Origin of the sequence: Microbacterium sp. NPDC064584, from assembly GCF_040687315.1 — a bacterium.
Lineage (GTDB): Bacteria > Actinomycetota > Actinomycetes > Actinomycetales > Microbacteriaceae > Microbacterium > Microbacterium lacus.
Genome location: NZ_JBFBMZ010000006.1, coordinates 186,984 through 206,969, shown reverse-complemented (window position 1 = coordinate 206,969; position 19,986 = coordinate 186,984). Strand labels below are relative to the sequence as shown.

19 protein-coding genes are annotated in these 19,986 nt (G+C 69.4%); 17 read left to right on the top strand and 2 right to left on the bottom strand.

What is annotated here, in order from left to right; all coding sequences use genetic code 11:
* Positions 1 to 82 precede the first annotated feature (82 nt).
* The 10 genes from sdhC to AB0P18_RS10770 all read left to right on the top strand — a co-directional run bounded on the left by sdhC (position 83) and on the right by AB0P18_RS10770 (position 9,677).
* A complete protein-coding gene (gene sdhC, locus AB0P18_RS10815) occupies positions 83 to 505 on the top strand; it encodes a succinate dehydrogenase, cytochrome b556 subunit (protein ID WP_344052280.1) in 423 nt (140 codons plus the stop codon).
* Entirely contained in the window at positions 505 to 954 is a 450-nt protein-coding gene (gene sdhD / locus AB0P18_RS10810) for a succinate dehydrogenase, hydrophobic membrane anchor protein (RefSeq protein WP_344052278.1), read from the top strand. Before sdhC ends, sdhD begins: the two co-directional genes overlap by 1 nt.
* 25 nt (positions 955 to 979) lie before the next feature.
* Positions 980 to 2,782: a succinate dehydrogenase flavoprotein subunit gene (gene sdhA, locus AB0P18_RS10805; protein WP_344052276.1), complete on the top strand. Its 1,803-nt coding sequence runs from the start codon at positions 980 to 982 to the stop codon at positions 2,780 to 2,782.
* Entirely contained in the window at positions 2,782 to 3,564 is a 783-nt protein-coding gene (locus AB0P18_RS10800) for a succinate dehydrogenase iron-sulfur subunit (protein WP_344052275.1), read from the top strand. Before sdhA ends, AB0P18_RS10800 begins: the two co-directional genes overlap by 1 nt.
* Positions 3,565 to 3,583: 19 nt before the next feature.
* Positions 3,584 to 4,801: an MFS transporter gene (locus tag AB0P18_RS10795; protein ID WP_363360011.1), complete on the top strand. Its 1,218-nt coding sequence runs from the start codon at positions 3,584 to 3,586 to the stop codon at positions 4,799 to 4,801.
* 22 nt (positions 4,802 to 4,823) lie between these two features.
* On the top strand, positions 4,824 to 6,089 hold the full coding sequence (locus tag AB0P18_RS10790; protein WP_363360010.1) for a YihY/virulence factor BrkB family protein: 1,266 nt from the start codon (positions 4,824 to 4,826) through the stop codon (positions 6,087 to 6,089).
* A gap of 41 nt (positions 6,090 to 6,130) precedes the next feature.
* On the top strand, positions 6,131 to 6,979 hold the full coding sequence (locus AB0P18_RS10785) for an exodeoxyribonuclease III (RefSeq protein ID WP_344052270.1): 849 nt from the start codon (positions 6,131 to 6,133) through the stop codon (positions 6,977 to 6,979).
* A gap of 83 nt (positions 6,980 to 7,062) precedes the next feature.
* Positions 7,063 to 8,070, top strand: a complete 1,008-nt coding sequence (gene trpS, locus AB0P18_RS10780; protein WP_363360009.1) for a tryptophan--tRNA ligase — start codon at positions 7,063 to 7,065, stop codon at positions 8,068 to 8,070.
* Between the two features lie 122 nt (positions 8,071 to 8,192).
* Positions 8,193 to 8,759: a GNAT family N-acetyltransferase gene (locus tag AB0P18_RS10775; protein ID WP_363360008.1), complete on the top strand. Its 567-nt coding sequence runs from the start codon at positions 8,193 to 8,195 to the stop codon at positions 8,757 to 8,759.
* A gap of 39 nt (positions 8,760 to 8,798) precedes the next feature.
* On the top strand, positions 8,799 to 9,677 hold the full coding sequence (locus AB0P18_RS10770; protein WP_363360007.1) for a DNA-formamidopyrimidine glycosylase family protein: 879 nt from the start codon (positions 8,799 to 8,801) through the stop codon (positions 9,675 to 9,677).
* A 6-nt stretch (positions 9,678 to 9,683) separates the two neighbouring features.
* On the opposite strand, the gene glpK is transcribed toward AB0P18_RS10770, so the two are convergent.
* Both glpK and AB0P18_RS10760 read right to left on the bottom strand, forming a co-directional pair.
* Positions 9,684 to 11,198 carry a glycerol kinase GlpK gene (gene glpK / locus AB0P18_RS10765; RefSeq protein ID WP_344052262.1) on the bottom strand — a complete coding sequence of 505 codons (1,515 nt, stop codon included), beginning with the start codon at positions 11,196 to 11,198 and terminating at the stop codon, positions 9,684 to 9,686.
* Positions 11,199 to 11,277: 79 nt separating this feature from the next.
* Positions 11,278 to 12,999, bottom strand: a complete 1,722-nt coding sequence (locus AB0P18_RS10760; RefSeq protein ID WP_363360006.1) for a glycerol-3-phosphate dehydrogenase/oxidase — start codon at positions 12,997 to 12,999, stop codon at positions 11,278 to 11,280.
* 129 nt (positions 13,000 to 13,128) lie between these two features.
* Here AB0P18_RS10760 and AB0P18_RS10755 point away from each other — a divergent pair, with 129 nt between their 5' ends.
* From AB0P18_RS10755 to AB0P18_RS10725, 7 genes are all read left to right on the top strand, one after another.
* Positions 13,129 to 14,127, top strand: coding sequence for a sugar-binding domain-containing protein (locus AB0P18_RS10755; RefSeq protein WP_363360005.1), 999 nt, complete (start codon positions 13,129 to 13,131; stop codon positions 14,125 to 14,127).
* 254 nt (positions 14,128 to 14,381) lie between these two features.
* Complete coding sequence (gene ribD, locus AB0P18_RS10750) at positions 14,382 to 15,422, top strand: bifunctional diaminohydroxyphosphoribosylaminopyrimidine deaminase/5-amino-6-(5-phosphoribosylamino)uracil reductase RibD (protein ID WP_363360004.1); 1,041 nt, start codon at positions 14,382 to 14,384, stop codon at positions 15,420 to 15,422.
* 3 nt (positions 15,423 to 15,425) lie between these two features.
* Positions 15,426 to 16,064: a riboflavin synthase gene (locus AB0P18_RS10745; protein WP_363360003.1), complete on the top strand. Its 639-nt coding sequence runs from the start codon at positions 15,426 to 15,428 to the stop codon at positions 16,062 to 16,064.
* Positions 16,061 to 17,350 (top strand): GTP cyclohydrolase II, encoded by a 1,290-nt coding sequence (ribA, locus tag AB0P18_RS10740; protein WP_363360001.1) that lies wholly within the window; start codon positions 16,061 to 16,063, stop codon positions 17,348 to 17,350. The genes AB0P18_RS10745 and ribA overlap by 4 nt, the downstream gene beginning before the upstream one ends.
* On the top strand, positions 17,347 to 17,826 hold the full coding sequence (gene ribH, locus AB0P18_RS10735; RefSeq protein WP_363360000.1) for a 6,7-dimethyl-8-ribityllumazine synthase: 480 nt from the start codon (positions 17,347 to 17,349) through the stop codon (positions 17,824 to 17,826). Before ribA ends, ribH begins: the two co-directional genes overlap by 4 nt.
* A gap of 164 nt (positions 17,827 to 17,990) precedes the next feature.
* Positions 17,991 to 18,353: a Fe-S protein gene (locus AB0P18_RS10730; RefSeq protein WP_363359999.1), complete on the top strand. Its 363-nt coding sequence runs from the start codon at positions 17,991 to 17,993 to the stop codon at positions 18,351 to 18,353.
* Positions 18,354 to 18,396: 43 nt separating this feature from the next.
* Positions 18,397 to 19,860 (top strand): MFS transporter, encoded by a 1,464-nt coding sequence (locus tag AB0P18_RS10725; RefSeq protein WP_344052246.1) that lies wholly within the window; start codon positions 18,397 to 18,399, stop codon positions 19,858 to 19,860.
* Positions 19,861 to 19,986 lie beyond the last annotated feature (126 nt).

Below are 19,986 nucleotides of genomic sequence, written 5' to 3'. Positions count from 1 at the left end.
GGGGCGGTCCTAGGATGGGTACGCGCCAGCGCAAGGTCCGCACCGGCGCTCAACGACCTCGCACCGAGCAGGGAGGACGATCGTGTCCACAGTCACACGCTCCGTACCGTCGGTATCCGAGACCACCTCGAAAGTCCCCCGCGGCACGCTGTACCGCGGCCGCGAGGGCATGTGGTCGTGGGTGCTGCACCGCATCACCGGAGTGGCGATCTTCTTCTTCCTCCTGGTGCACGTCCTGGACACCGCTCTGATCCGCGTCTCCCCCGAGGCGTACAACGCGGTGATCGGCACCTACAAGAACCCCCTGATGGCCATCGGCGAGGTCGTCCTCGTCGCGGCGATCGCGTACCACGCGTACAACGGCCTCCGCATCATCGCGGTCGACCTGTGGCCGTGGGCGACGCGGCACCAGCGTCAGCTCTGGTGGGGTGTGCTCGGCATCTGGGCCGTCACGATGGCCGGCTTCGCGCCCCGCCACCTCATGCTCGCGTTCGGAGGTGAGTGATGACCACGATCGCGGATCCCCGCTCGTCTCACACGACTGTCCGCCGCTCGGGACCCAACCTCGAGAAGTGGGGCTGGATCTACATGCGCGTCTCGGGCGTGTTCCTGGTGATCCTCATCTTCGGCCACCTCTTCGTGAACCTCATGCTCGGCGAGGGCATCTCCGGAATCGACTTCGCCTTCGTCGCCGGCAAGCTCGCGAATCCCTTCTGGCAGTGGTGGGACGTGCTGATGCTGTGGCTCGCCCTGATCCACGGCGCGAACGGCATGCGCACGATCACCAACGACTACGTCACGAACGCGAAGGTGCGCCGCGTGCTGGTCTGGGCGATCGGCTTGGCTGCGGCCTTCCTGATCGTGCTGGGCACGCTCGTGGTCTTCACTTTCGACCCCTGCATCGGGCTGACCTCCGACAGCGTCGATTTCCTGCAAGAACTGTGCGCGGCGTAGCACGAGAGACAGAAGGCACCCACACGTGAGCAGCGAGACCCAGAGCGTCGTCCGGGACGGCGTGCACTACCACCAGTTCGACATCGTGATCGTGGGCGCCGGCGGCGCCGGCATGCGTGCGGCGATCGAGGCCGGACCGGGAGCCCGGACGGCCGTGATCTCCAAGCTCTACCCGACGCGTTCGCACACGGGTGCGGCGCAGGGCGGCATGGCCGCGGCGCTCGCGAACGTCGAAGAGGACTCGTGGGAGTGGCACACGTTCGACACGGTCAAGGGCGGCGACTACCTCGTCGACCAGGACGCCGCCGAGATCCTCGCCAAGGAGGCGATCGACGCGGTCATCGACCTCGAGAACATGGGTCTGCCGTTCAACCGCACCCCCGAGGGCAAGATCGACCAGCGCCGCTTCGGCGGACACACCGCCGATCACGGCAAGACGCCCGTCCGCCGCGCGTGCTACGCCGCGGACCGCACCGGCCACATGATCCTGCAGACGCTCTTCCAGAACTGCGTAAAGCTCGGGATCAACTTCTTCAACGAGTTCTACGTCCTCGACCTCATCACGGTCGACAAGGCGGACGGCTCGAAGGAGATCGCCGGCGTCGTCGCCTACGAGCTGGCCACCGGTGACCTGCACGTCTTCCACTCCAAGGCCGTCATCTTCGCCACGGGCGGCTTCGGCAAGATCTACAAGACGACCTCGAACGCCCATACCCTCACCGGCGACGGCGTCGGGATCGTCTGGCGCAAGGGCCTGCCGCTGGAGGACATGGAGTTCTTCCAGTTCCACCCGACCGGTCTCGCCGGGCTCGGCATCCTGCTCACGGAGGGCGCTCGCGGTGAAGGCGCGATCCTGCGCAACGTCTCGGGCGAGCGCTTCATGGAGCGCTACGCACCGACGATCAAGGACCTCGCCCCGCGCGACATCGTGAGCCGCTGCATGCAGCAGGAGGTCGCCGAGGGGCGCGGCGCCGGTCCACACCGCGACTACGTCCTGCTGGACTGCACGCACCTGGGGGCTGAGGTCCTTGAGACGAAACTCCCCGACATCACGGAGTTCGCCCGCACGTATCTCGGCGTCGATCCGGTCGTCGAGCCCGTGCCGGTGATGCCCACCGCACACTACGCGATGGGCGGCATCCCGACGAACAACAACGCCGAGGTCCTCTCGAACAACACCACGGTCGTGCCCGGCCTGTACGCCGCCGGCGAGTGCGCATGCGTCTCGGTGCACGGCTCGAACCGACTCGGCACGAACTCGCTCCTGGACATCAACGTCTTCGGCAAGCGCGCCGGCAAGAACGCCGTCCAGTACGTGCAGACCGCCGACTTCGTCCCGCTTCCGGAGGACCCGGCCGCACAGGTGCGCAACCTGATCGAGGGGCTCCGCGCCGGGACCGGCACGGAGCGCATCGCGGTCCTGCGCAAGAAGCTGCAGGAGGAGATGGACAAGGGCGCACAGGTGTTCCGCACCGAGGAGTCCCTGACGCACGTCCTCGGTGTGATCGAGGAGCTGCGCGAGCGGTTCAAGAACATCCACGTGGACGACAAGGGCAAGCGCTACAACACCGATCTGCTCGAAGCTGTCGAGCTCGGCTTCCTGCTCGACATCGCCGAAGTCGTCGTCGTCACCGCCCGCAATCGCAAGGAGAGCCGCGGCGGGCACATGCGCGACGACTTCCCCAAGCGCGACGACGAGTCGTACATGCAGCACACGATGGCCTATCTCTCCGGGGACGCCGGGTCGTCGCACGCCGACGACCACATCCGTCTGGACTGGAAACCCGTCGTCATCACCCGCTACCAGCCGATGGAGAGGAAGTACTGATGTCGACTGCGCTCGTGGACCCCGGCACGATCGACAAGATCGAAGAGGAGGCGGCCGCCGACACCGGCATCCAGTCGTTCCTCGTCACCTTCATCATCCGTCGCTTCGATCCCGAGGTCGACGAAGAGCCCCGCTGGGTCGATTACGACGTCGAGCTCTACTCGACCGATCGCGTGCTCGATGCCCTCCACAAGATCAAGTGGGAGGTCGACGGCTCGCTCACCTTCCGCCGTTCGTGCGCGCACGGCATCTGCGGGTCGGACGCGATGCGCATCAACGGTCGCAATCGTCTGGCGTGCAAGACGCTCATCAAGGACCTCGACATCTCGCAGCCGATCTACGTCGAGGCGATCAAGGGTCTGCCGCTGGAGAAGGACCTCATCGTCGACATGGAGCCGTTCTTCGCCTCCTACCGCGAGGTGCAGCCGTTCCTGATCGCGAACTCCACGCCGGAGAAGGGCAAGGAGCGCATCCAGTCGATCGTCGACCGCGAGGTCTTCGACGACACGACCAAGTGCATCCTGTGCGCGGCCTGCACGTCCTCGTGCCCGGTGTTCTGGACCGACGGACAGTACTTCGGCCCCGCGGCGATCGTGAACGCGCACCGCTTCATCTTCGATTCGCGCGATGACGCGGGCGATGTGCGTCTGGACATCCTCAACGACAAGGAAGGCGTGTGGCGCTGCCGCACGACGTTCAACTGCACCGAGGCATGCCCTCGCGGCATCGAGGTGACCAAGGCGATCGCCGAGGTCAAGCAGGCGGTGCTGCGCGGCCGCTAGCGGCGAGTATGCTCCGAGCGTGAGCACGCCCACCGCCCCCGCACGCGAGCGGGTCGCGGTGACGCTCTCGTACGCGGCCCAGGGTCTGGGCTACGCCGTCGTGGTCACCTCGCTCCCGGCGTTCAAGGATCGGCTGGGAATCGACGACCTGACGGTCTCGCTGCTGGTGCTGCTCGTGTGCGTCACCGCGGCGCTCGGATCGGTCGGGGCCGACGTCATGGCGAAGTGGCGCGGGAGTCGCGTGGCGCTCGCGGCAGGTCTTGCCGTCGAGGCTCTGGCGTTCGTGAGCGTCATCGTCTCGGTGCTTCTCCCCGATCCGGCGTTCGTGCTCTTCGCCGGGGCTTTCGGGCTGTACGGGCTGGGACTGGGCGCGGTCGATGCCGGCGGTGCGATGCAGGGCGTACTCGTGCAGCGCCAGTACGGCCGCGATATCATGGGCGGCTACTTCGCGGCGTACACCGCTGCGGCGATCGTCGGCGCGGTCGTCGTGGCCGGCGCCTCCGCCGTCGGCGCTGCGGTGATCGCACCGCTCGTCGTGTCGGTCCTGCTGGCGGTCACGGTCGCCGCCTGGGGGCTCCGGGTCTTCGACCCCGCCCGGGCCGCCGCGCCGATCGGGGCGCATGCCCGCACACCGCTCCCCCGGCGCGGCGTCTGGCTGTTCGGCCTCGTCATCCTCGCCGCCTTCACCGTCGACTCGGCCGTCTCGACGTGGAGCACCGTCTACCTGCAGGACGACCTGCTCGCCACCGCGGCGCTGGCACCCATCGGCTACGCGGCCTACCAGGCCGCCATCCTCGTGACGCGCCTGGTGACCGACCGCGCCGCCGGCCGGTTCGGCCGCGCCCGGGTGGTCACCGTCGCCACGGCGGTCTCGGTCGCGGGCTGCGCGCTCGTCGCGGCCCTGCCCCTCCCCATCGCCGCCGTCATCGGGTTCGCGCTCGCCGGTGTCGCCGTCGGTGCGCTGGTGCCGCTCGCCTTCACGTCGGCGGGCGCCCTCTCACCGGCGCGCAGCGACGAGATCATCGCCCGGGTCAACCTCTTCAACTACGCCGGTGCAGTCCTCGGGGCGGTCATGCTCGGGCTCCTCGCCGACGCACCCGGCCTCGGGATCGCCTTCCTCCTGCCCGCCGCCCTTCTGGTGCCGGTCTTGTTCATCACACGGAGGTTCCGCGCGCCGGTGTCCGCGGGCGCCGTCGCGGACCGGGCGGGCCGGGATGCGGCATCCGTCGATCGATGAGACGGATCGGTAATCTGAGAGCGTGAGTCACGAGCGCGCGGACACCGAGGTGCGTGACCCGCGGGCGGCCGCCAAGCATGCGGCCCGCGAGGAGGAGACGCTCCGCCAACGCTGGGAGGCGACGCAGGAGACGTTCCGCGAACGCTTCGATGAGCCCCTGCAGACCGCGACGAAGCTGACGCAGGCGACGCTCTCCTGGTTCCCCGTGCGAGTGTGGCGGCATTTCCTGATCAACAACGGCTTCCTGCTCGGGGCCGGCATCAGCTACCAGGCGCTGTTCGCGATCTTCGCCGCCGTGTACGTCGCGTTCGCGATCACCGGGATCTGGCTCGGCGGCAACGAGGACGCCGTGAACGCCATGATCGGCGTGATCAACAACTACGTGCCGAATCTGATCAGCGCCAGTGGCGTCATCACGCCCGAGCAGGTGCAGGACATCGTCTCGCAGACCACCGGCGTGCTGGGGGTGACGGGCCTGATCGCCCTCATCACGGTCATCTGGACCGCGATCGGCTGGGTGACGTACTCGCGCCGCGGGGTGCGCGACATGTTCGGGCTGCCGCCGGACCGGCGCAGCTACGTCCTGCTGAAGGCACGCGACCTCGTCGCCGCGACGATCTTCGGTGCGGCGCTCATCGTCGGCGCCGCCCTCACCTGGGTGAGCTCCTGGCTGCTGTCCGTCATCCTGTCCATGCTGGGCGTCCAGTTGGACCGCGGAGCGCTCAGCACGAGCATCGGCATCGGCTCGGTGATCGTCTCGTTCGCGTTGAACTCCACCGCCCTCGCGGCGCTGTTCCGCTTCCTCACGGGGACCGAGCTGCAGTGGCGCACGATCTGGCCGGGCGCCCTGCTCGGTGGCGGCGCGCTGACCATCCTGCAGTTCGGTGCGGGTCTGCTTCTCAGCTACACACCGTCCAACCCGCTGCTGGCGACCTTCGCGCTGTTCGTGGGACTGCTGCTGTGGTTCAAGATCAGTGGCATCATCATGCTCGTCGCGGCCGCGTGGATCGCCGTGGCGACCAGAGACAAGGACATCCCGCTGCTTCTGCCCACGGAAGCCGAGCGGATCGCCGCCGAGCACAAAGCGCTCCTGCTCGCCGCGCAAGTCCGGTTGCGAACAGCGCGCGAGGCTCGTGATTCTGCGCCGTGGTGGCGGATCTGGCGCGCCGACCTCGCCCTGCGCGAAGCGGAGGAGGAACTGGCCGCGGTCCAGGACTCGGCGCCCGCCCTGCCGCCACCCTCCAAGCGCGCCCTCCGGGCCGAGCGCAAGATCGCCGATCGGCCCTGACCGCGACCGCCGTGTCGGGGCGGCTGGATAGGCTGGAAAGCGTGCCCCAACGCATCCGTCTCGCTTCTGTCAACGTCAACGGCATCCGCGCGGCGGTGCGCAACGGCATGGCCGGCTGGCTCGATGCCGCCGATGTCGACGTGCTCACCCTGCAGGAGGTGCGCGCGACCGCGGCAGACCTCGCCGGGGCGCTTCCGGGTTGGACGATCGCGAACGACGAGGCGCTCGCGAAGGGTCGCGCGGGCGTCGCGATCGCGAGCCGCATCGAGCCGTCCGCGGTGCGACGCGGACTCGGCGACGAGTCGATGGACCTGTCCGGCCGCTGGATCGAAGCGGACTTCGACGTCGCGGGGGCCACGCTGACCGCCGTGAGCGCGTATGTGCCCACCGGCGAGGCGGACACCGCCCGCCAGGATCTCAAGTGGCGGTTCCTCGACGAGATGTCGGTGCGCATGGCCCAGATCGGATCGTCGACGCCGTACGCCGTGGTCACCGGCGATCTGAACGTCGGTCACCGCGAGTTCGACATCCGCAACTGGAAGGGCAACGTCAAGAACGCGGGCTTCCTCCCCCGCGAGCGCGCGTACTTCGACCGCTTACTGGGCCCGGCAGGACAGCGCGTCGCAGCCGTCGACGGCTCGGTCGGACTCGGGCTCGGGTGGGTCGACATCGGCCGCCGCACGCACGGCGAGGTCGACGGGCCCTACACCTGGTGGTCGAGCCGCGGGAAGGCGTTTGACAACGACACGGGCTGGCGGATCGACTACCACCTGGCGACGGGTCCCCTCGCCGCGCGGGCATCCGGGTATCACGTCGTGCGGGCGGCGTCGTGGGACACCCGCTGGAGCGACCACGCACCCGTCGTGGTGGACTACGCGCTCGGAGACTGACCGGAGCCGCCGGTCGCGGCGGAGCGGCATCCGCTCGTTCTGTCGAAGCCGGGCGACGCGACGCACGCCCGTAGAATCGTCGGGTGAGCAAACCCCGCCTGTATTCCGGCATGCAGCCGTCCGCCGACTCCCTTCAGATCGGCAACTACATCGGGGCCCTCATGCAGTGGCGCGACCTGCAGGAGACCTACGACGCGTTCTTCTCGGTGGTCGACCTGCACGCCCTGACCCAGCCGAACGACCCGGCCGAGCTGCGTGAGAAGACCCGCCGCACGGCCGCGCAGTACATCGCGGCCGGCATCGAGCCGTCCAAGTCGACCCTGTATGTGCAGTCGCACGTGTCGGCGCATCCCGAACTGGCCTGGATCCTGTCCACGATCACCGGCTTCGGCGAAGCCGGGCGCATGACGCAGTTCAAGGACAAGTCGCAGCGCTACGGAACGGACGCCACCTCGGTGGGCCTGTTCACCTACCCGGTGCTCATGGCGGCGGACATCCTGCTCTATCAGACCGACATCGTGCCGGTCGGCGACGACCAGAAGCAGCACGTCGAACTCACCCGCGACCTCGCCGAGCGCTTCAACGCCCGGTACGGCGAGACGTTCCGCGTGCCGATGCCGGTGATCCAGCAGGAGACCGCCCGCATCTACGACCTGCAGAATCCGACGTCGAAGATGTCGAAGTCCGCCGAATCGGACGCCGGTGTGCTGTGGCTCCTGGATGACCCGGCCGTGTCCGCGAAGAAGATCATGCGCGCGGTGACCGATTCGGACGGCACGGTGCGCTACGACCGGGAGAACAAGCCCGGCGTCTCGAACCTGCTCGTGATCTACGCGGCGCTCACGGGCCGCCAGATCCCGGCGATCGAGGACGAGTACGCCGGTCGCGGCTACGGCGACTTCAAGAAGGGCCTGGCCGAAGTGGTCGTGAACGAGTTCGGCCCCGTCCGCGCCCGCGCGCTCGAGCTGCTCGATGACAAGGCGGAGCTGGACCGCGTGCTCGGGGCGAACGCCGACCGCGCTGCCGAGGTCGCCGGCAAGACCCTCTCCGACGTGTACGACCGGGTCGGTCTGCTCCGCCGCCGCACCTGATTCCCCCCGGCAGGTTGGCGACACCAATCTGCGATGGCGACTCAGGTTTCGTGGGGCCAAGGCAGAGATCTGCAGCCGAAGCCGTCGGGAAGGCTCAGACCGGCGGCGGGTAGCGTGAGCGCATGCGGCCCGTCACCCTGACCACCGAACGACTCGAGCTCTCCGTGCCCACCGAGGCCGACGTCGACGCGATCTTCGCGGCCTGCCAGGATCCGACGCTGCAGCGCTACACGACCGTGCCCTCGCCGTACGAACGGCAGCACGCCGAGGGATTCATCGGGTACGCCGCGACGCGGTGGCAGGATGACCTCGAGGCGACATGGGCGATCCGCGAGGGTGGCGCACTGGTGGGCATGATCGGCCTGAACGGGATCACGCCGGCGGGAGCCGGGGAGATCGGCTACTGGATGGCCGCACCGCACCGCGGTCGAGGACTGATCACCGAAGCCGCGCGCGCCGTCGTGGACTGGGGTCTCGGTGCGCGGGGCGCGGCCCTCGCCCGCATGGAGTGGCGCGCCGTCGCCGGCAACACGGGCTCGGCATCCGTCGCTCGCAAGCTCGGCTTCCGCTACGAGGGACTGCTGCGCCGAGCCGCGGCGAACTCGTTCGGGCGCGACGACGCGTGGATCGCGGGCCTCCTCCCCGCCGATGACCGGATGCCGCAGCCCTGGCCCGTGCTCGGAGGCTGACCCCGAGACACCGCACCACGCCCGTGCGAGGATGGGACGATGCCGGAGATGCCCGAAGTGCAGGGCCTCGTCGACTTCCTCCGCGGCAGGACGACGGGCCTGAATATCACCCGCGTCACGGTCGCCGCGTTCGCGGCGCTGAAGACCTACGATCCGCCGGTCGACGCCCTGGTCGGCGCCGAGATCACCGCAGCCGCGCGGCACGGCAAGTTCATCGACCTGGCGACGACCACGTCCGCGCGAGACGGCGAGCCGCACCTGATCTTCCACCTCGCGAAGGCGGGCTGGCTGCGCTGGTACGACCAGCTGCCCACCACGCTCATCCGCCCCGGCAAGACGCCGATCGCGTTGCGCGTAGCCCTGTCGGACGGATCCGGTTTCGACCTGACCGAGGCCGGCACGAAGAAGTCCCTCGCGGTGTACGTGGTCGACGATCCGCAGGATGTCCCCGGCATCGCGCGCCTCGGCCCCGATCCGCTCGATCCGACCTTCACCCGCAACACCCTCGCGGGGCTCATCGAGGGCCGCCGCACCCAGATCAAGGGCGTGCTCCGCGACCAGTCGATCCTCGCCGGTGTCGGCAACGCGTACTCCGACGAGATCCTGCACGACGCGCGCATGTCCCCGTACGCGCTCGCTGCGAGCCTCACCCCCGAGGACGTCGACCGGCTCTACGCGGCGATGACCGAGACGCTGACGGATGCCGTGGCCGCGGCATCCGGAAAGCCCCCCGCCGAGCTCAAGGACGCCAAGCGCCGCGGCATGCAGGTGCACGGGCGCCGCGGCGAGACGTGCCCGGTGTGCGGCGATGTCGTGCGGAGCGTGTTCTTCGCGGACAACTCGCTCGAATACTGTGCGACGTGTCAGACCGGTGGCAAGGTGCTCGCCGACCGTCGGCTGTCGCGCCTTCTCAAGTAGCCGGCCTCAGCTGACGTCGCCGTCGACCCAGTCGAAGGTCTTGGTGACCGCTTTCTTCCAGTTGCGCAGGAGCCGCTCGCTCTCGGCCGGGTCCATCCGCGGCTCCCACCGCCGGTCCTCCTGCCAGTTCTTGGACAGGTCGTCCAGACCCGACCAGAAGCCGACCGCGAGCCCGGCGGCGTAGGCCGCCCCGAGCGCGGTGGTCTCCGGCACCACCGGGCGCACGACCGGCACCTGCAGGATGTCCGCCTGGAACTGCATGAGCACCTCGTTGGAGGTCATGCCCCCGTCGACCTTGAGCTCGGTCAGCGGGACTCCGGAGTCCGCATTGACGGCATCCAGCACCTCACGGGTCTGGTAGGCCGTGGACTCCAGAACCGCTCGGGCGATGTGGCCCTTGTTGACGAAGCGCGTGAGCCCGACGAGTGCCCCCCGGGCGTCTGAACGCCAGTACGGCGCGAACAGACCTGAGAACGCGGGAACGAAGTACGCGCCGCCGTTGTCCTCGACGCTCTCGGCGAGCGCCTGCACCTCCGAGGCCTCCGAGATGATCCCGAGGTTGTCGCGCAGCCACTGCACGAGCGACCCGGTCACCGCAATCGAGCCCTCCAGCGCGTAGTGCGCCGGTTCATCGCCGAGCTTGTATCCGACCGTCGTGAGCAGGCCGTTCTTGGAGCGGACGATCTCGGTGTCGGTGTTGAAGATCAGGAAGTTGCCGGTGCCGTACGTGTTCTTGGCCTCGCCGCGCTCGAACGCCGCCTGACCGAAGGTGGCCGCCTGCTGATCGCCCAGGATCCCGGCGATCGGCGTCTCTCTGAGCAGACTCGACGACTCGGCGTGACCGTACACCTCGGAGGAGCTTCGGATCTCGGGCATCATCGACAGCGGCACCCCGAAGGCCTCGAGGATGTCCTCGCGCCAGGAGAGCGTCTCGAGGTCCATGAACATCGTGCGCGATGCGTTCGTGACGTCCGTCGCGTGCACCCCGCCGTCGACCCCTCCGGTGAGGTTCCACAGGATCCAGGTGTCGGTCGTGCCGAAGAGCAGGTCGCCGGCCTCGGCGCGATCGCGCGCGCCGTCGACGTTCTCGAGGATCCACACGATCTTCGTTCCCGAGAAGTACGTCGCCAGGGGAAGCCCGACGATGTCCTTGAAGCGCTCGATCCCGCCGTCCGCGGCCAGCCGGTCGACGATCGGCTGGGTTCGGGTGTCCTGCCAGACGATCGCGTTGTACACCGGCTCGCCGGTCCGCTTGTCCCACACCACCGCTGTCTCGCGCTGATTCGTGATGCCGATCGCCGCGATGTCATGCCGGGTCAGGTCTGCCTTGGCCAGCGCCTGGCCGATCACCTCACGGGTGTTCTGCCAGATCTCGTTCGGGTCGTGCTCGACCCAGCCCGCGCGGGGGAAGATCTGCTCGTGCTCCAGCTGGCCGCGCGCGACCGGCGATCCGGTGCCGTCGAAGATGATCGCGCGGGTCGACGTGGTCCCCTGGTCGATCGCGAGAACGTAGTCCGCCACAGTCGTACTCCCTTGTTCGATGCTGGGCTGTGCCCGTGCAGCGCGCCGCCGTCTCAGACGACGCTACCGACGATCCTGGTCAGGCGCCGACGCGCTCCGCCGACAGCGCCACTCCGTGCCGCTCCCGCAGAAGTCGCATCGTGGCGGCGACCTCGTCGCTGCGTCGGGCGGTGTCCCACCCGAGCACGTCGCCGGCGACGTCGGCGATCTCACGGAGCGCGTCCTCGCTCGCCGAGCCGACGAAGGCGATGCTCGTGCGACGCAGCAGCAGGTCGTCCAGATGGACGACGTACTCGGATGCCGCCAGATGGGCGATCTCACCGACCGAGTACTCCGGCAGCGAGCTCAGCGGCGCATCGTCTGCGGGGAGGGACGCGATGAGGTCGGCGGCACGGGTGCCGTACCGCTCGAGCAGCCGGTCGACCCGTGCGACGTCCGTGCCGTCGGCGTGGCCGTGCACCCAGGCGTCCCGGGCGCGCTGCGTGCGCGGATACCCCTTCGCGCCGCCGATCGCGACACCCGCGGTGCTGCGCACGCGGGATCGGCCGAGCAGGCCCAGGACGTCGTCGGCGAGCTGCTCGCCGAGCGCACGGAAGGTGGTCCACTTGCCGCCGACCAGGCTCAGCACGGTCGTGCCCGGGCGACCCTTGGCGGTGGCGCGCTCGATGCGGTAGTCGCGGGAGACGAAGCCGGGCTGCGTATCATCGTGTCGCGGCAGGGGGCGCACGCCTGAGAAGCGGTACACGATCTGCGAGCGGTCCACGGCGATGTCGGGGAAGACATGAGCGATCAGGTCGAAGAAGTAGTCGACCTCCTCCTCCGTGCACACCGCGGGTTCGCGCATGTCGTGCTCGAGGTCGGTCGTGCCGACCATGACCCGCCCCTTGAGCGGGTAGATCAGGACGATGCGACCGTCCTTGTGCTCGAAGAAGATCTCGCGGCCGGCGGTGGCGTCGAGCAGCTCGGGGTGATCGAGGACGATGTGCGAGCCCTTCGTGCCGCCCATGAAGCGGGTCGGGTCGCCGAGCGCGTCGTTGGTCAGATCGGTCCAGGGACCGGAGGTGTTCACCACGACGTCCGCGGCGATGTCGAACTCCTCGCCCGTGACGGCGTCGCGCACGCGGACGCCGTCCGGCCCCATGCCGACGGCCGGCAGGTAGTTCGCCGCCCGCGCGTGGGGGCCGGTCGCGAGGGCGTCGTGTAGCACGTCCAGCGCGAGGCGCTCCGGGTCGTGCATGCTCGCGTCGTAGTACGTCGCGGTCCACTTCACCTTGCGATCCAGCGCCGGCAGCTCCTGGGCGGAGCGCTTGCTTCCGTGGAACCGATGGCGCGGCACCGCGCCGCCGTCGCGGGAGAAGAAGTCGTAGATCGTCAGGCCCGCCTTGATGAGCAGCGCACCGCGCTCGGTGCGCTTGCCCTGCTTGTGGGTCAGGAAACGCAGCGGCGCGGCGGCGATGCCGGAGAACGTGGAGTAGATCGGCACGGTGGTGGCCAACGGACGGACGTAGTGCGGCGCGGTCTTCAGCAGCGCATTGCGCTCGACGACGGACTCCCGGACGAGACGGAACTCACCGTTCTCGAGGTAGCGGATGCCGCCGTGGATCATGTGCGAGGACGCACTGGAGGCGCCGGCGACAAAGTCGTCACGCTCGACGAGAACGACCTTCACGCCCTGGAACGCCAGGTCGCGGAACGTCGCGATGCCGTTGATGCCGCCTCCGATGATGACGACCTCGGCGGTCGGATCCGCGGCGATCGCCCGAACCGTCTCGCGTGCGGCGCCGGTGTCGTGGCTCGTCATGACGTCCCCCTTCGCAGTGTTGCGCGTGGTGCCGCTTGCGCGGCGGCGCACCATGTGGATGAATACATACTCACGGCCTCCGAACGGAGGTGCAATTCGATTGCACATATGTGCAGAGGGACGATCGAGATGCCGAACCGCCCGCCCACCGATCACGCCCTCCCGGTCCGCACCCGGGATGCGTTGCGCGCCGCCCAGCTTTACTACATGCAGGACCTCACGATGGAGGCGATCGCGCACGAACTGTCGACCTCCCGATCCTCGGTCTCGCGCCTGCTGAGTCACGCACGCGAGAGCGGAGTGGTGGAGATCCTGATCCATTCACCGTTGGAGGGGCCCACCCGGCTCGAACAGGAGATCCGAGAGCGGCACGGCGTGACCGCCCATGTCGTCCCGGTCCCCGATCAGACCAGCGATGTCGAGCGGCTCGATCGCGTCGCGATGACCGCGGCGCGACTGCTGTCAGGGTGGGTGGACTCCAATCAGCGCATCGGGATCGCCTGGGGTTCCACGATCGGGGCCGTGAGCAGGCACCTCCCTCAGCGCAGCACTCACAACACCGAGATCGTCCAGCTCAACGGCGCAGGGAACATGCGCACCACGGGCATCATGTACGCCAGCGAGCTGCTGACCCGATTCGGTGCGGCGTTCGACGCGCCGGTCCATCAGTTCCCGGTGCCGGCGTTCTTCGACGACCCCGAGACGAAGCGCGCGTTCTGGCGCGAGCGGTCGATCCGGCCGGTGCTCGAGTTGCAGGCGAGCCTGGATCTCGCCGTCTTCGGCGTCGGATCCCCGTTCGCCGAAGTGCCCAGCCACGTCTACCAGGGCGGCTACCTCGACCGCGCCGATTACCGGGTGCTCAGCGAGCACGGCGTAGTCGGCGATGTGGCGACGGTGTTCTACCGCGCGGACGGCTCCAGCGACGGCATCCCCGTGAACGATCGTGCGACCGGCCCCGACTTCGACACCCTGCGCCGCACTCCCCGGCGCGTCGGCATCGTCGCGGGACGCGCGAAGGTGCCCGGGCTGCGAGGGGCGCTCCGGGCGGGGTTGATCACCGATCTCATCGTGGACGAGTCCACCGCCCGGGAGCTGGCCGGCACCGCGTCACACCGGGTCACGGAATGAATCGCGCGCGAAGGCGTTGACTACACTCGAGTGCAGTACGTGCTCCGGGGTCGGTGAGAATCCGAACCGGCGGTGACAGTCCGCGAGCTGAGGGATCGGCATCCGATCAGGGTGTCCCCGAGGTTGATCCGGTGGAATTCCGGAACCGACGGTGATGTGGCGTGAGAACGCTGCGAGTCCGGATGGGAGGCAGCACGAGCGGCGCAGGCATGCGCCGCCGTTCGCGATCCCCGGAGCCTGGACGAAGGATTCGGATGTCGGTGAATGCTGCGGAGCGTGGCGCGATGGAACGCGCCCTCCGGATCGCGAGGAACGGACCGCGCGGGGTGAACCCGCAGGTCGGTGCCGTGATCCTCTCCGCCGACGGCGATGTGCTCGCCGAGGGGTGGCACCGCGGTGCCGGGACCGCGCACGCCGAGGTCGATGCGCTGTCGCAGCTGTCCGCGGGCGGCGCCGAAGGCGCGACGGCCGTCGTGACGCTCGAGCCGTGCAACCACACCGGCCGGACCGGTCCGTGCGCCGAGGCCCTGCTCGCGGCGGGAGTCGCGCGCGTCGTCTACGCACTCCCGGACCCCAACGCGGAGTCTTCCGGTGGCGGGGAACGCCTGCGGAGAGCGGGGGTCGACGTGGCGCAGGGGCTGCTCGAGGGGCCGGCGACAGAGCTCCTCGAGTCGTGGCTGACCGTGCAGCGCCTGGGGCGACCTCACGTGAGCGTCAAGTGGGCCCAGAGCCTGGACGGTCGCGCGGCCGCCGCCGACGGTACGAGCAAGTGGATCACGGGCGGTGCGGCACGGGCGGACGTGCACCGTCGCCGGGCGGATGCCGACGCGATCGTCGCCGGCATCGGCACGGTCCTGGCAGATGACCCCGCACTGACCGCGCGGCAGCCCGACGGCTCGTTGTACGACGATCAGCCGCTCCCCGTCGTGCTCGGGGCGCGCCCCGTGCCCGAGGGCGCCGCGGTCGTCCGCCATCCGCGCCGTTTCGTCCAGTACCCGGGCTCGGACATCTCCGGCCTCCTGAAGGATCTGCGCGAGCGCGGCGTGCAGCGCGTGTTCATCGAGGGCGGCCCCACGGTGGCCAGCGCGTTCCTGCGCGAGGGGCTCGCCGACGAGGTGCTGGTCTACATCGCACCGACCTTGCTCGGTGCCGGATCCGACGGGGCCGACCGCCCGGCTCTGCGCTCCGTCGGAGTCGACACGATCACGCAGCAGCGACGTCTGCACATCGACGCCGTCCAGACCCTCGGCGATGACCTTCTGGTGATCGCCCGCCCCATCACGAAAGAGGACTGACAGATGTTCACCGGAATCGTCGAAGAGATCGGCGAAGTGACCGCCGTCGCACCGTCGGGTGACGGCGTGCGCCTGACCGTCCGCGCGCCGAAGGCGGTGTCGGATGCCGGGCACGGCGACTCGATCGCCGTGAGCGGCGTGTGCCTCACCGTGATCGACCAAGGGCCGGATTGGTTCACCGCCGACGTGATGCAGCAGACGCTCGCGATGTCGACCCTCGACGGGGTCGCGGAAGGGCGACCGGTCAACCTCGAGCGCGCGACCGCGGCACACGGGCGGCTGGGCGGACACATCGTCCAGGGCCACATCGACGGCACGGGCGAGCTGCTCGAGGTCCGACCCGGAGAGCAGTGGCGGGTGCTGCGCATCTCGCTTCCCCCCGCGCTGGCACCGCTCGTCGTCGACAAGGGCTCGATCGCCGTGGACGGCGTCTCCCTCACGGTGAGCGCCGTGAGCGCCCTCGACGCACCGTCCGCCTGGTTCGAGGTCTCGCTGATCCCCGAGACTCTCGCCGCCACCACGCTCGGCGCACGCTCCCCCGGCGACCGCGTGAACCTCGAGACCGACATCCTGGCCCGACACGTGCAGCGCCTCCTCGCCTTCGCCCCGCACGACCCCACCACAGAAGGAGGCTCGCGATGAGCCTTGCATCCATCACCGACGCGCTGGAAGCCCTGCGCGCCGGGAAGCCCGTCATCGTCGCCGACGACGAGAACCGCGAGAACGAGGGCGACGTCGTCCTGTCCGCCGAACTCGCCACCTCCGAGTGGATCGCCTGGACCGTGCGCTGGTCAAGCGGCTTCATCTGCGCACCGATGCCCGCGGAGTGGGCGGACCGGCTCGACCTCCCGCCCATGGTCGAAGTGAACGAGGATGCCCGCGGGACCGCGTACACCGTGAGCGTGGATGCCGCAGACCGGGTCTCGACGGGGATCAGCGCCTCCGACCGCGCGCACACCCTCAACGTCCTCGCCGATGCGACCTCCACGCCGACGAGCGTGATCCGCCCGGGCCACATCCTGCCGCTGCGCGCGGTCGACGGCGGCGTGCGCGAACGCGGCGGTCACACGGAGGCCGCGGTCGAGCTCATGCGCCTCGCAGGGCTCTCCCCCGTCGGAGCGATCGCCGAGGTCGTGGCCGAGGACGGTTCGATGATGCGGCTACCCGGGCTCATCGAGCTCGGCGAGCGCGATGGCGTGCCGGTCATCACGATCGAGCAGCTCGTCGCGCACCTGGACGAGCACGACCCCGTCGCGGCGCCGGCGCACGCCGCGCACCGTCGTCGGGTGAGCCTGCGGGCCGAGGCCAAGGTGCCGACCTCGCACGGCGAGTTCCGCTTCCTGGCGTACAAGGACCGCATCACCGGGACGGACCACCTCGCGATCGTGTCGGGCGAACTCGGCGACGCGCCGCTCGTGCGCGTGCACTCCGAGTGCCTCACCGGCGAAGCGTTCGGCTCGCTCAAGTGCGAGTGCGGCCCCCAGCTCGAGGCTGCGCTGGACGCGATCGAGCAGGACGGCGGCGTGGTGATCTACATGCGCGGCCACGAAGGCCGCGGGATCGGCCTCATCAACAAGCTGCGCGCCTACAGCCTGCAGGAGCGCGGCCTGGACACCGTCGACGCGAACCTCGCGCTGGGTCTGCCGGCGGACGCCCGCGACTACGCGGCCGCGGCCGGCATGCTCGCCGACCTGGGGGTGGAGAAGGTGCGCCTTCTCACCAACAACACCGACAAGGTCGCGCAGCTGCGCGAGCTCGGCCTCGAGATCGTCGAGCAGGTGCCGCTCCTGGTCGGGGTGGGGCCGAACAACCACCAGTACCTCTCCACGAAGCGCGATCGGATGGGGCACCTGATCGCGGAAGAGGACCTCGCCGACGCGCTCGCGCAGATGCACGAACCGACCACCACCCGAGGAGGAGAAGCATGAGCGGCAAGGGAGCGCCGATCGTCGGCGGCACGGACGGCACCGGACTGGAGGTCGTGATCGTCGCCGGCACGTGGCATGACGTGATCACGGACGGGCTGATCGCCGGTGCGCAGCGCACGCTGGACGCCGCCGGCGCCACGTGGCAGCTCGTCCGCGTCCCCGGCTCGTTCGAGCTCGCGGTCGCGGCGCAAGCGGCCCTCGCCGCGGGCGCCGACGCGGTCGTCGCACTCGGCGTGATCATCCGGGGCGGGACGCCGCACTTCGAGTACGTGTCGTCGGCCACCACCGACGGGCTCACGCGCGTCGCGCTCGACGCCGGCAAGCCCGTGGGCTTCGGCGTCCTCACGCTCGACGATGAGCAGCAGGGCCTGGACCGCGCGGGGCTGCCCGGCTCGCACGAGGACAAGGGCGCGGAGGCCGCCGACGCTGCCGTGCGCACGGCGCTCGTGCTCCGCACCCTTCGCTCCCAGGTCTGACTGCTCCTCCCGCGAGAGGCGCCCCGGCCCGGTCCTGCTCCCCCGCGAGAGGGCAGTTCTGTAGGGCGACACGCCGGTCGACGGGTGCATTCGTGCCCTCTCGCGAGCGGCAGTGAGGCGTGTCCGGCTGGCGGCGGGGCGCGGCGCGCAATAGCGTGCTGAGCATGGAACCCCTCGAAGTCCTCCGCCACATCGTCGTCTTCATCCACCTGGTCGGCTTCGCGATCCTTTTCGGAGCGTGGGCCGTCGAGGTGTACAACAAGCGCGTGCACGTGACGCCGCTGATGAACATCGGCCTGCTGATCGCCGCGGTCGCCGGCCTCGCGCTGGCCGCGCCGTGGGGCATCTCGTACGACCTGAACTACGCGAAGATCGGCGTCAAGCTCGTCGTCCTGCTGATCATCGGCGCCTTCATCGGAATCGGCCTGGCCCGGCAGCGCAAGGGCGGAGCATGTCCGCCGGCGATCTTCTGGGGCATCGGCATCCTGACCCTGCTCAACGCGGGTCTCGCCGTCATCTGGCGCTGACGCTCCCGCGGCAGGCGGAGGACGCGGGCTAGACTCATCGCTCGTGTCCTCCCCCACCACAGCCCCGGCAAACCCCCGTTCCCGCGTCATCACGGCGAGCCTGGTCGGCACGACGATCGAGTTCTACGACTTCTACGTCTACGCGACGGCAGCGGTCCTGGTCTTCCCGATCCTCTTCTTCCCGACCGGCAACGACACGACAGCGCTGCTCGCCTCGTTCGGCGTCTTCGGCGCCGCCATGATCGCTCGCCCGCTGGGTGCGGTGATCTTCGGGCACTTCGGCGACAAGTTCGGCCGCAAGGCGACCCTGGTCGCGTCCCTGCTGACGATGGGCATCGCGACATTCCTCATCGGGTGCCTGCCGACGTTCGCGGACATCGGCTGGTGGGCGGCACTGCTCCTGCTGATCCTGCGCCTGGCCCAGGGCTTCGCCCTCGGCGGCGAGTGGTCCGGCGCGGCGCTGGTCGCGACCGAGAACGCTCCGGCGGGGAAGCGCGCCTGGTACGGCACGTTCCCGCAGCTGGGCGCCCCGCTCGGCTTCATCATCGCGAACTCGGTCTTCCTCGCGATCAACTTCCTCCTCCCCCACCCGGACGGTGCCGCCCAGCGCTCCGCCGACTTCCTGGCGTGGGGCTGGCGTGTACCGTTCCTGTTCTCCGCGGTGATGGTCATCATCGGCCTCTGGGTGCGTCTGCAGCTCGTCGAGTCCGACACGTTCGTGAAGGCGGAGGAGAAGGGCGCGATCCGCAGGTTCCCGCTCGGCACGGTCTTCCGCAGGCACTGGTGGCACCTGATCCTCGGCACGTTCATCATGCTCGCGACATACGTGCTGTTCTACCTGATGACGAACTTCACGCTGTCCTACGGTACGAAGGCCGCGGACCTGCAGACCGCCTCCGCCGCGGCGCAGGCCGCCGCCGAGGCCGCAGGCAAGCCGTTCGACGCGACGGCGTTCGCGGCTCAGTTCTATCCCGGCCTCGGCTTCGGGTACACGGACTTCGTCATCATGCAGATCATCGGTGTCGTCTTCTTCGGCATCTTCACGCTGCTCTCCGGCCCGATCGCCGACCGCATCGGCCGCCGGCGGCTCCTGCTGTGGGTGACGGGGCTGATCATCGTCTTCGGACTCACGTTCAACCTCTTCCTCCTGCCGCAGGCGGACCCCAAGTTCACCGGCGCCCTCACCCAGGCCTTCCTGATCTTCGGCTTCGTCCTGATGGGCTCCACCTTCGGGCCGATGGGGGCGGTGCTGCCCGAGCTCTTCCCGACGAACGTCCGGTACACCGGCTCGGCCGTGTCCTACAACGTCTCCTCGATCCTGGGCGCGGCGCTCGCCCCGATCGTCGCGGTGGCGCTCTGGGCGGGGACCGGCGGCAGCCCCTGGCTCGTCGGCATCTACCTCTCGGCGATGGGCGTGCTCACCTTCATCGCTCTGATCCTCGCCCCCGAGACGAAGGACGTCGACTACGACGCCGATCTGGGCGTGGGGGCGACTGCGTCGCTCTGACGCGGGCGGATGCCGCTGCCCGGCGTCCGCCGCGTGCAGGATCACGGAGATGTGCAGAATGACGGATGCCGGACGCGACTTTCGTCCGTCATCCTGCACATCTCCGCAATGGTGCGCGCGGATGCG

What these genes read in the sequence shown, in the direction of transcription:
- sdhD (WP_344052278.1), top strand. Translation starts at nt 505, where the DNA reads ATGACCACGATCGCGGATCCCCGCTCGTCTCACACGACTGTCCGCCGC.
- AB0P18_RS10800 (WP_344052275.1), top strand. Translation starts at nt 2,782, where the DNA reads ATGTCGACTGCGCTCGTGGACCCCGGCACGATCGACAAGATCGAAGAG.
- AB0P18_RS10775 (WP_363360008.1), top strand. Translation starts at nt 8,193, where the DNA reads ATGCGGCCCGTCACCCTGACCACCGAACGACTCGAGCTCTCCGTGCCC.
- AB0P18_RS10770 (WP_363360007.1), top strand. Translation starts at nt 8,799, where the DNA reads ATGCCGGAGATGCCCGAAGTGCAGGGCCTCGTCGACTTCCTCCGCGGC.
- AB0P18_RS10760 (WP_363360006.1), bottom strand. Translation starts at nt 12,999, where the DNA reads ATGACGAGCCACGACACCGGCGCCGCACGCGAGACGGTTCGGGCGATC.
- AB0P18_RS10755 (WP_363360005.1), top strand. Translation starts at nt 13,129, where the DNA reads ATGCCGAACCGCCCGCCCACCGATCACGCCCTCCCGGTCCGCACCCGG.
- ribD (WP_363360004.1), top strand. Translation starts at nt 14,382, where the DNA reads ATGTCGGTGAATGCTGCGGAGCGTGGCGCGATGGAACGCGCCCTCCGG.
- AB0P18_RS10745 (WP_363360003.1), top strand. Translation starts at nt 15,426, where the DNA reads ATGTTCACCGGAATCGTCGAAGAGATCGGCGAAGTGACCGCCGTCGCA.
- ribA (WP_363360001.1), top strand. Translation starts at nt 16,061, where the DNA reads ATGAGCCTTGCATCCATCACCGACGCGCTGGAAGCCCTGCGCGCCGGG.
- ribH (WP_363360000.1), top strand. Translation starts at nt 17,347, where the DNA reads ATGAGCGGCAAGGGAGCGCCGATCGTCGGCGGCACGGACGGCACCGGA.
- AB0P18_RS10730 (WP_363359999.1), top strand. Translation starts at nt 17,991, where the DNA reads ATGGAACCCCTCGAAGTCCTCCGCCACATCGTCGTCTTCATCCACCTG.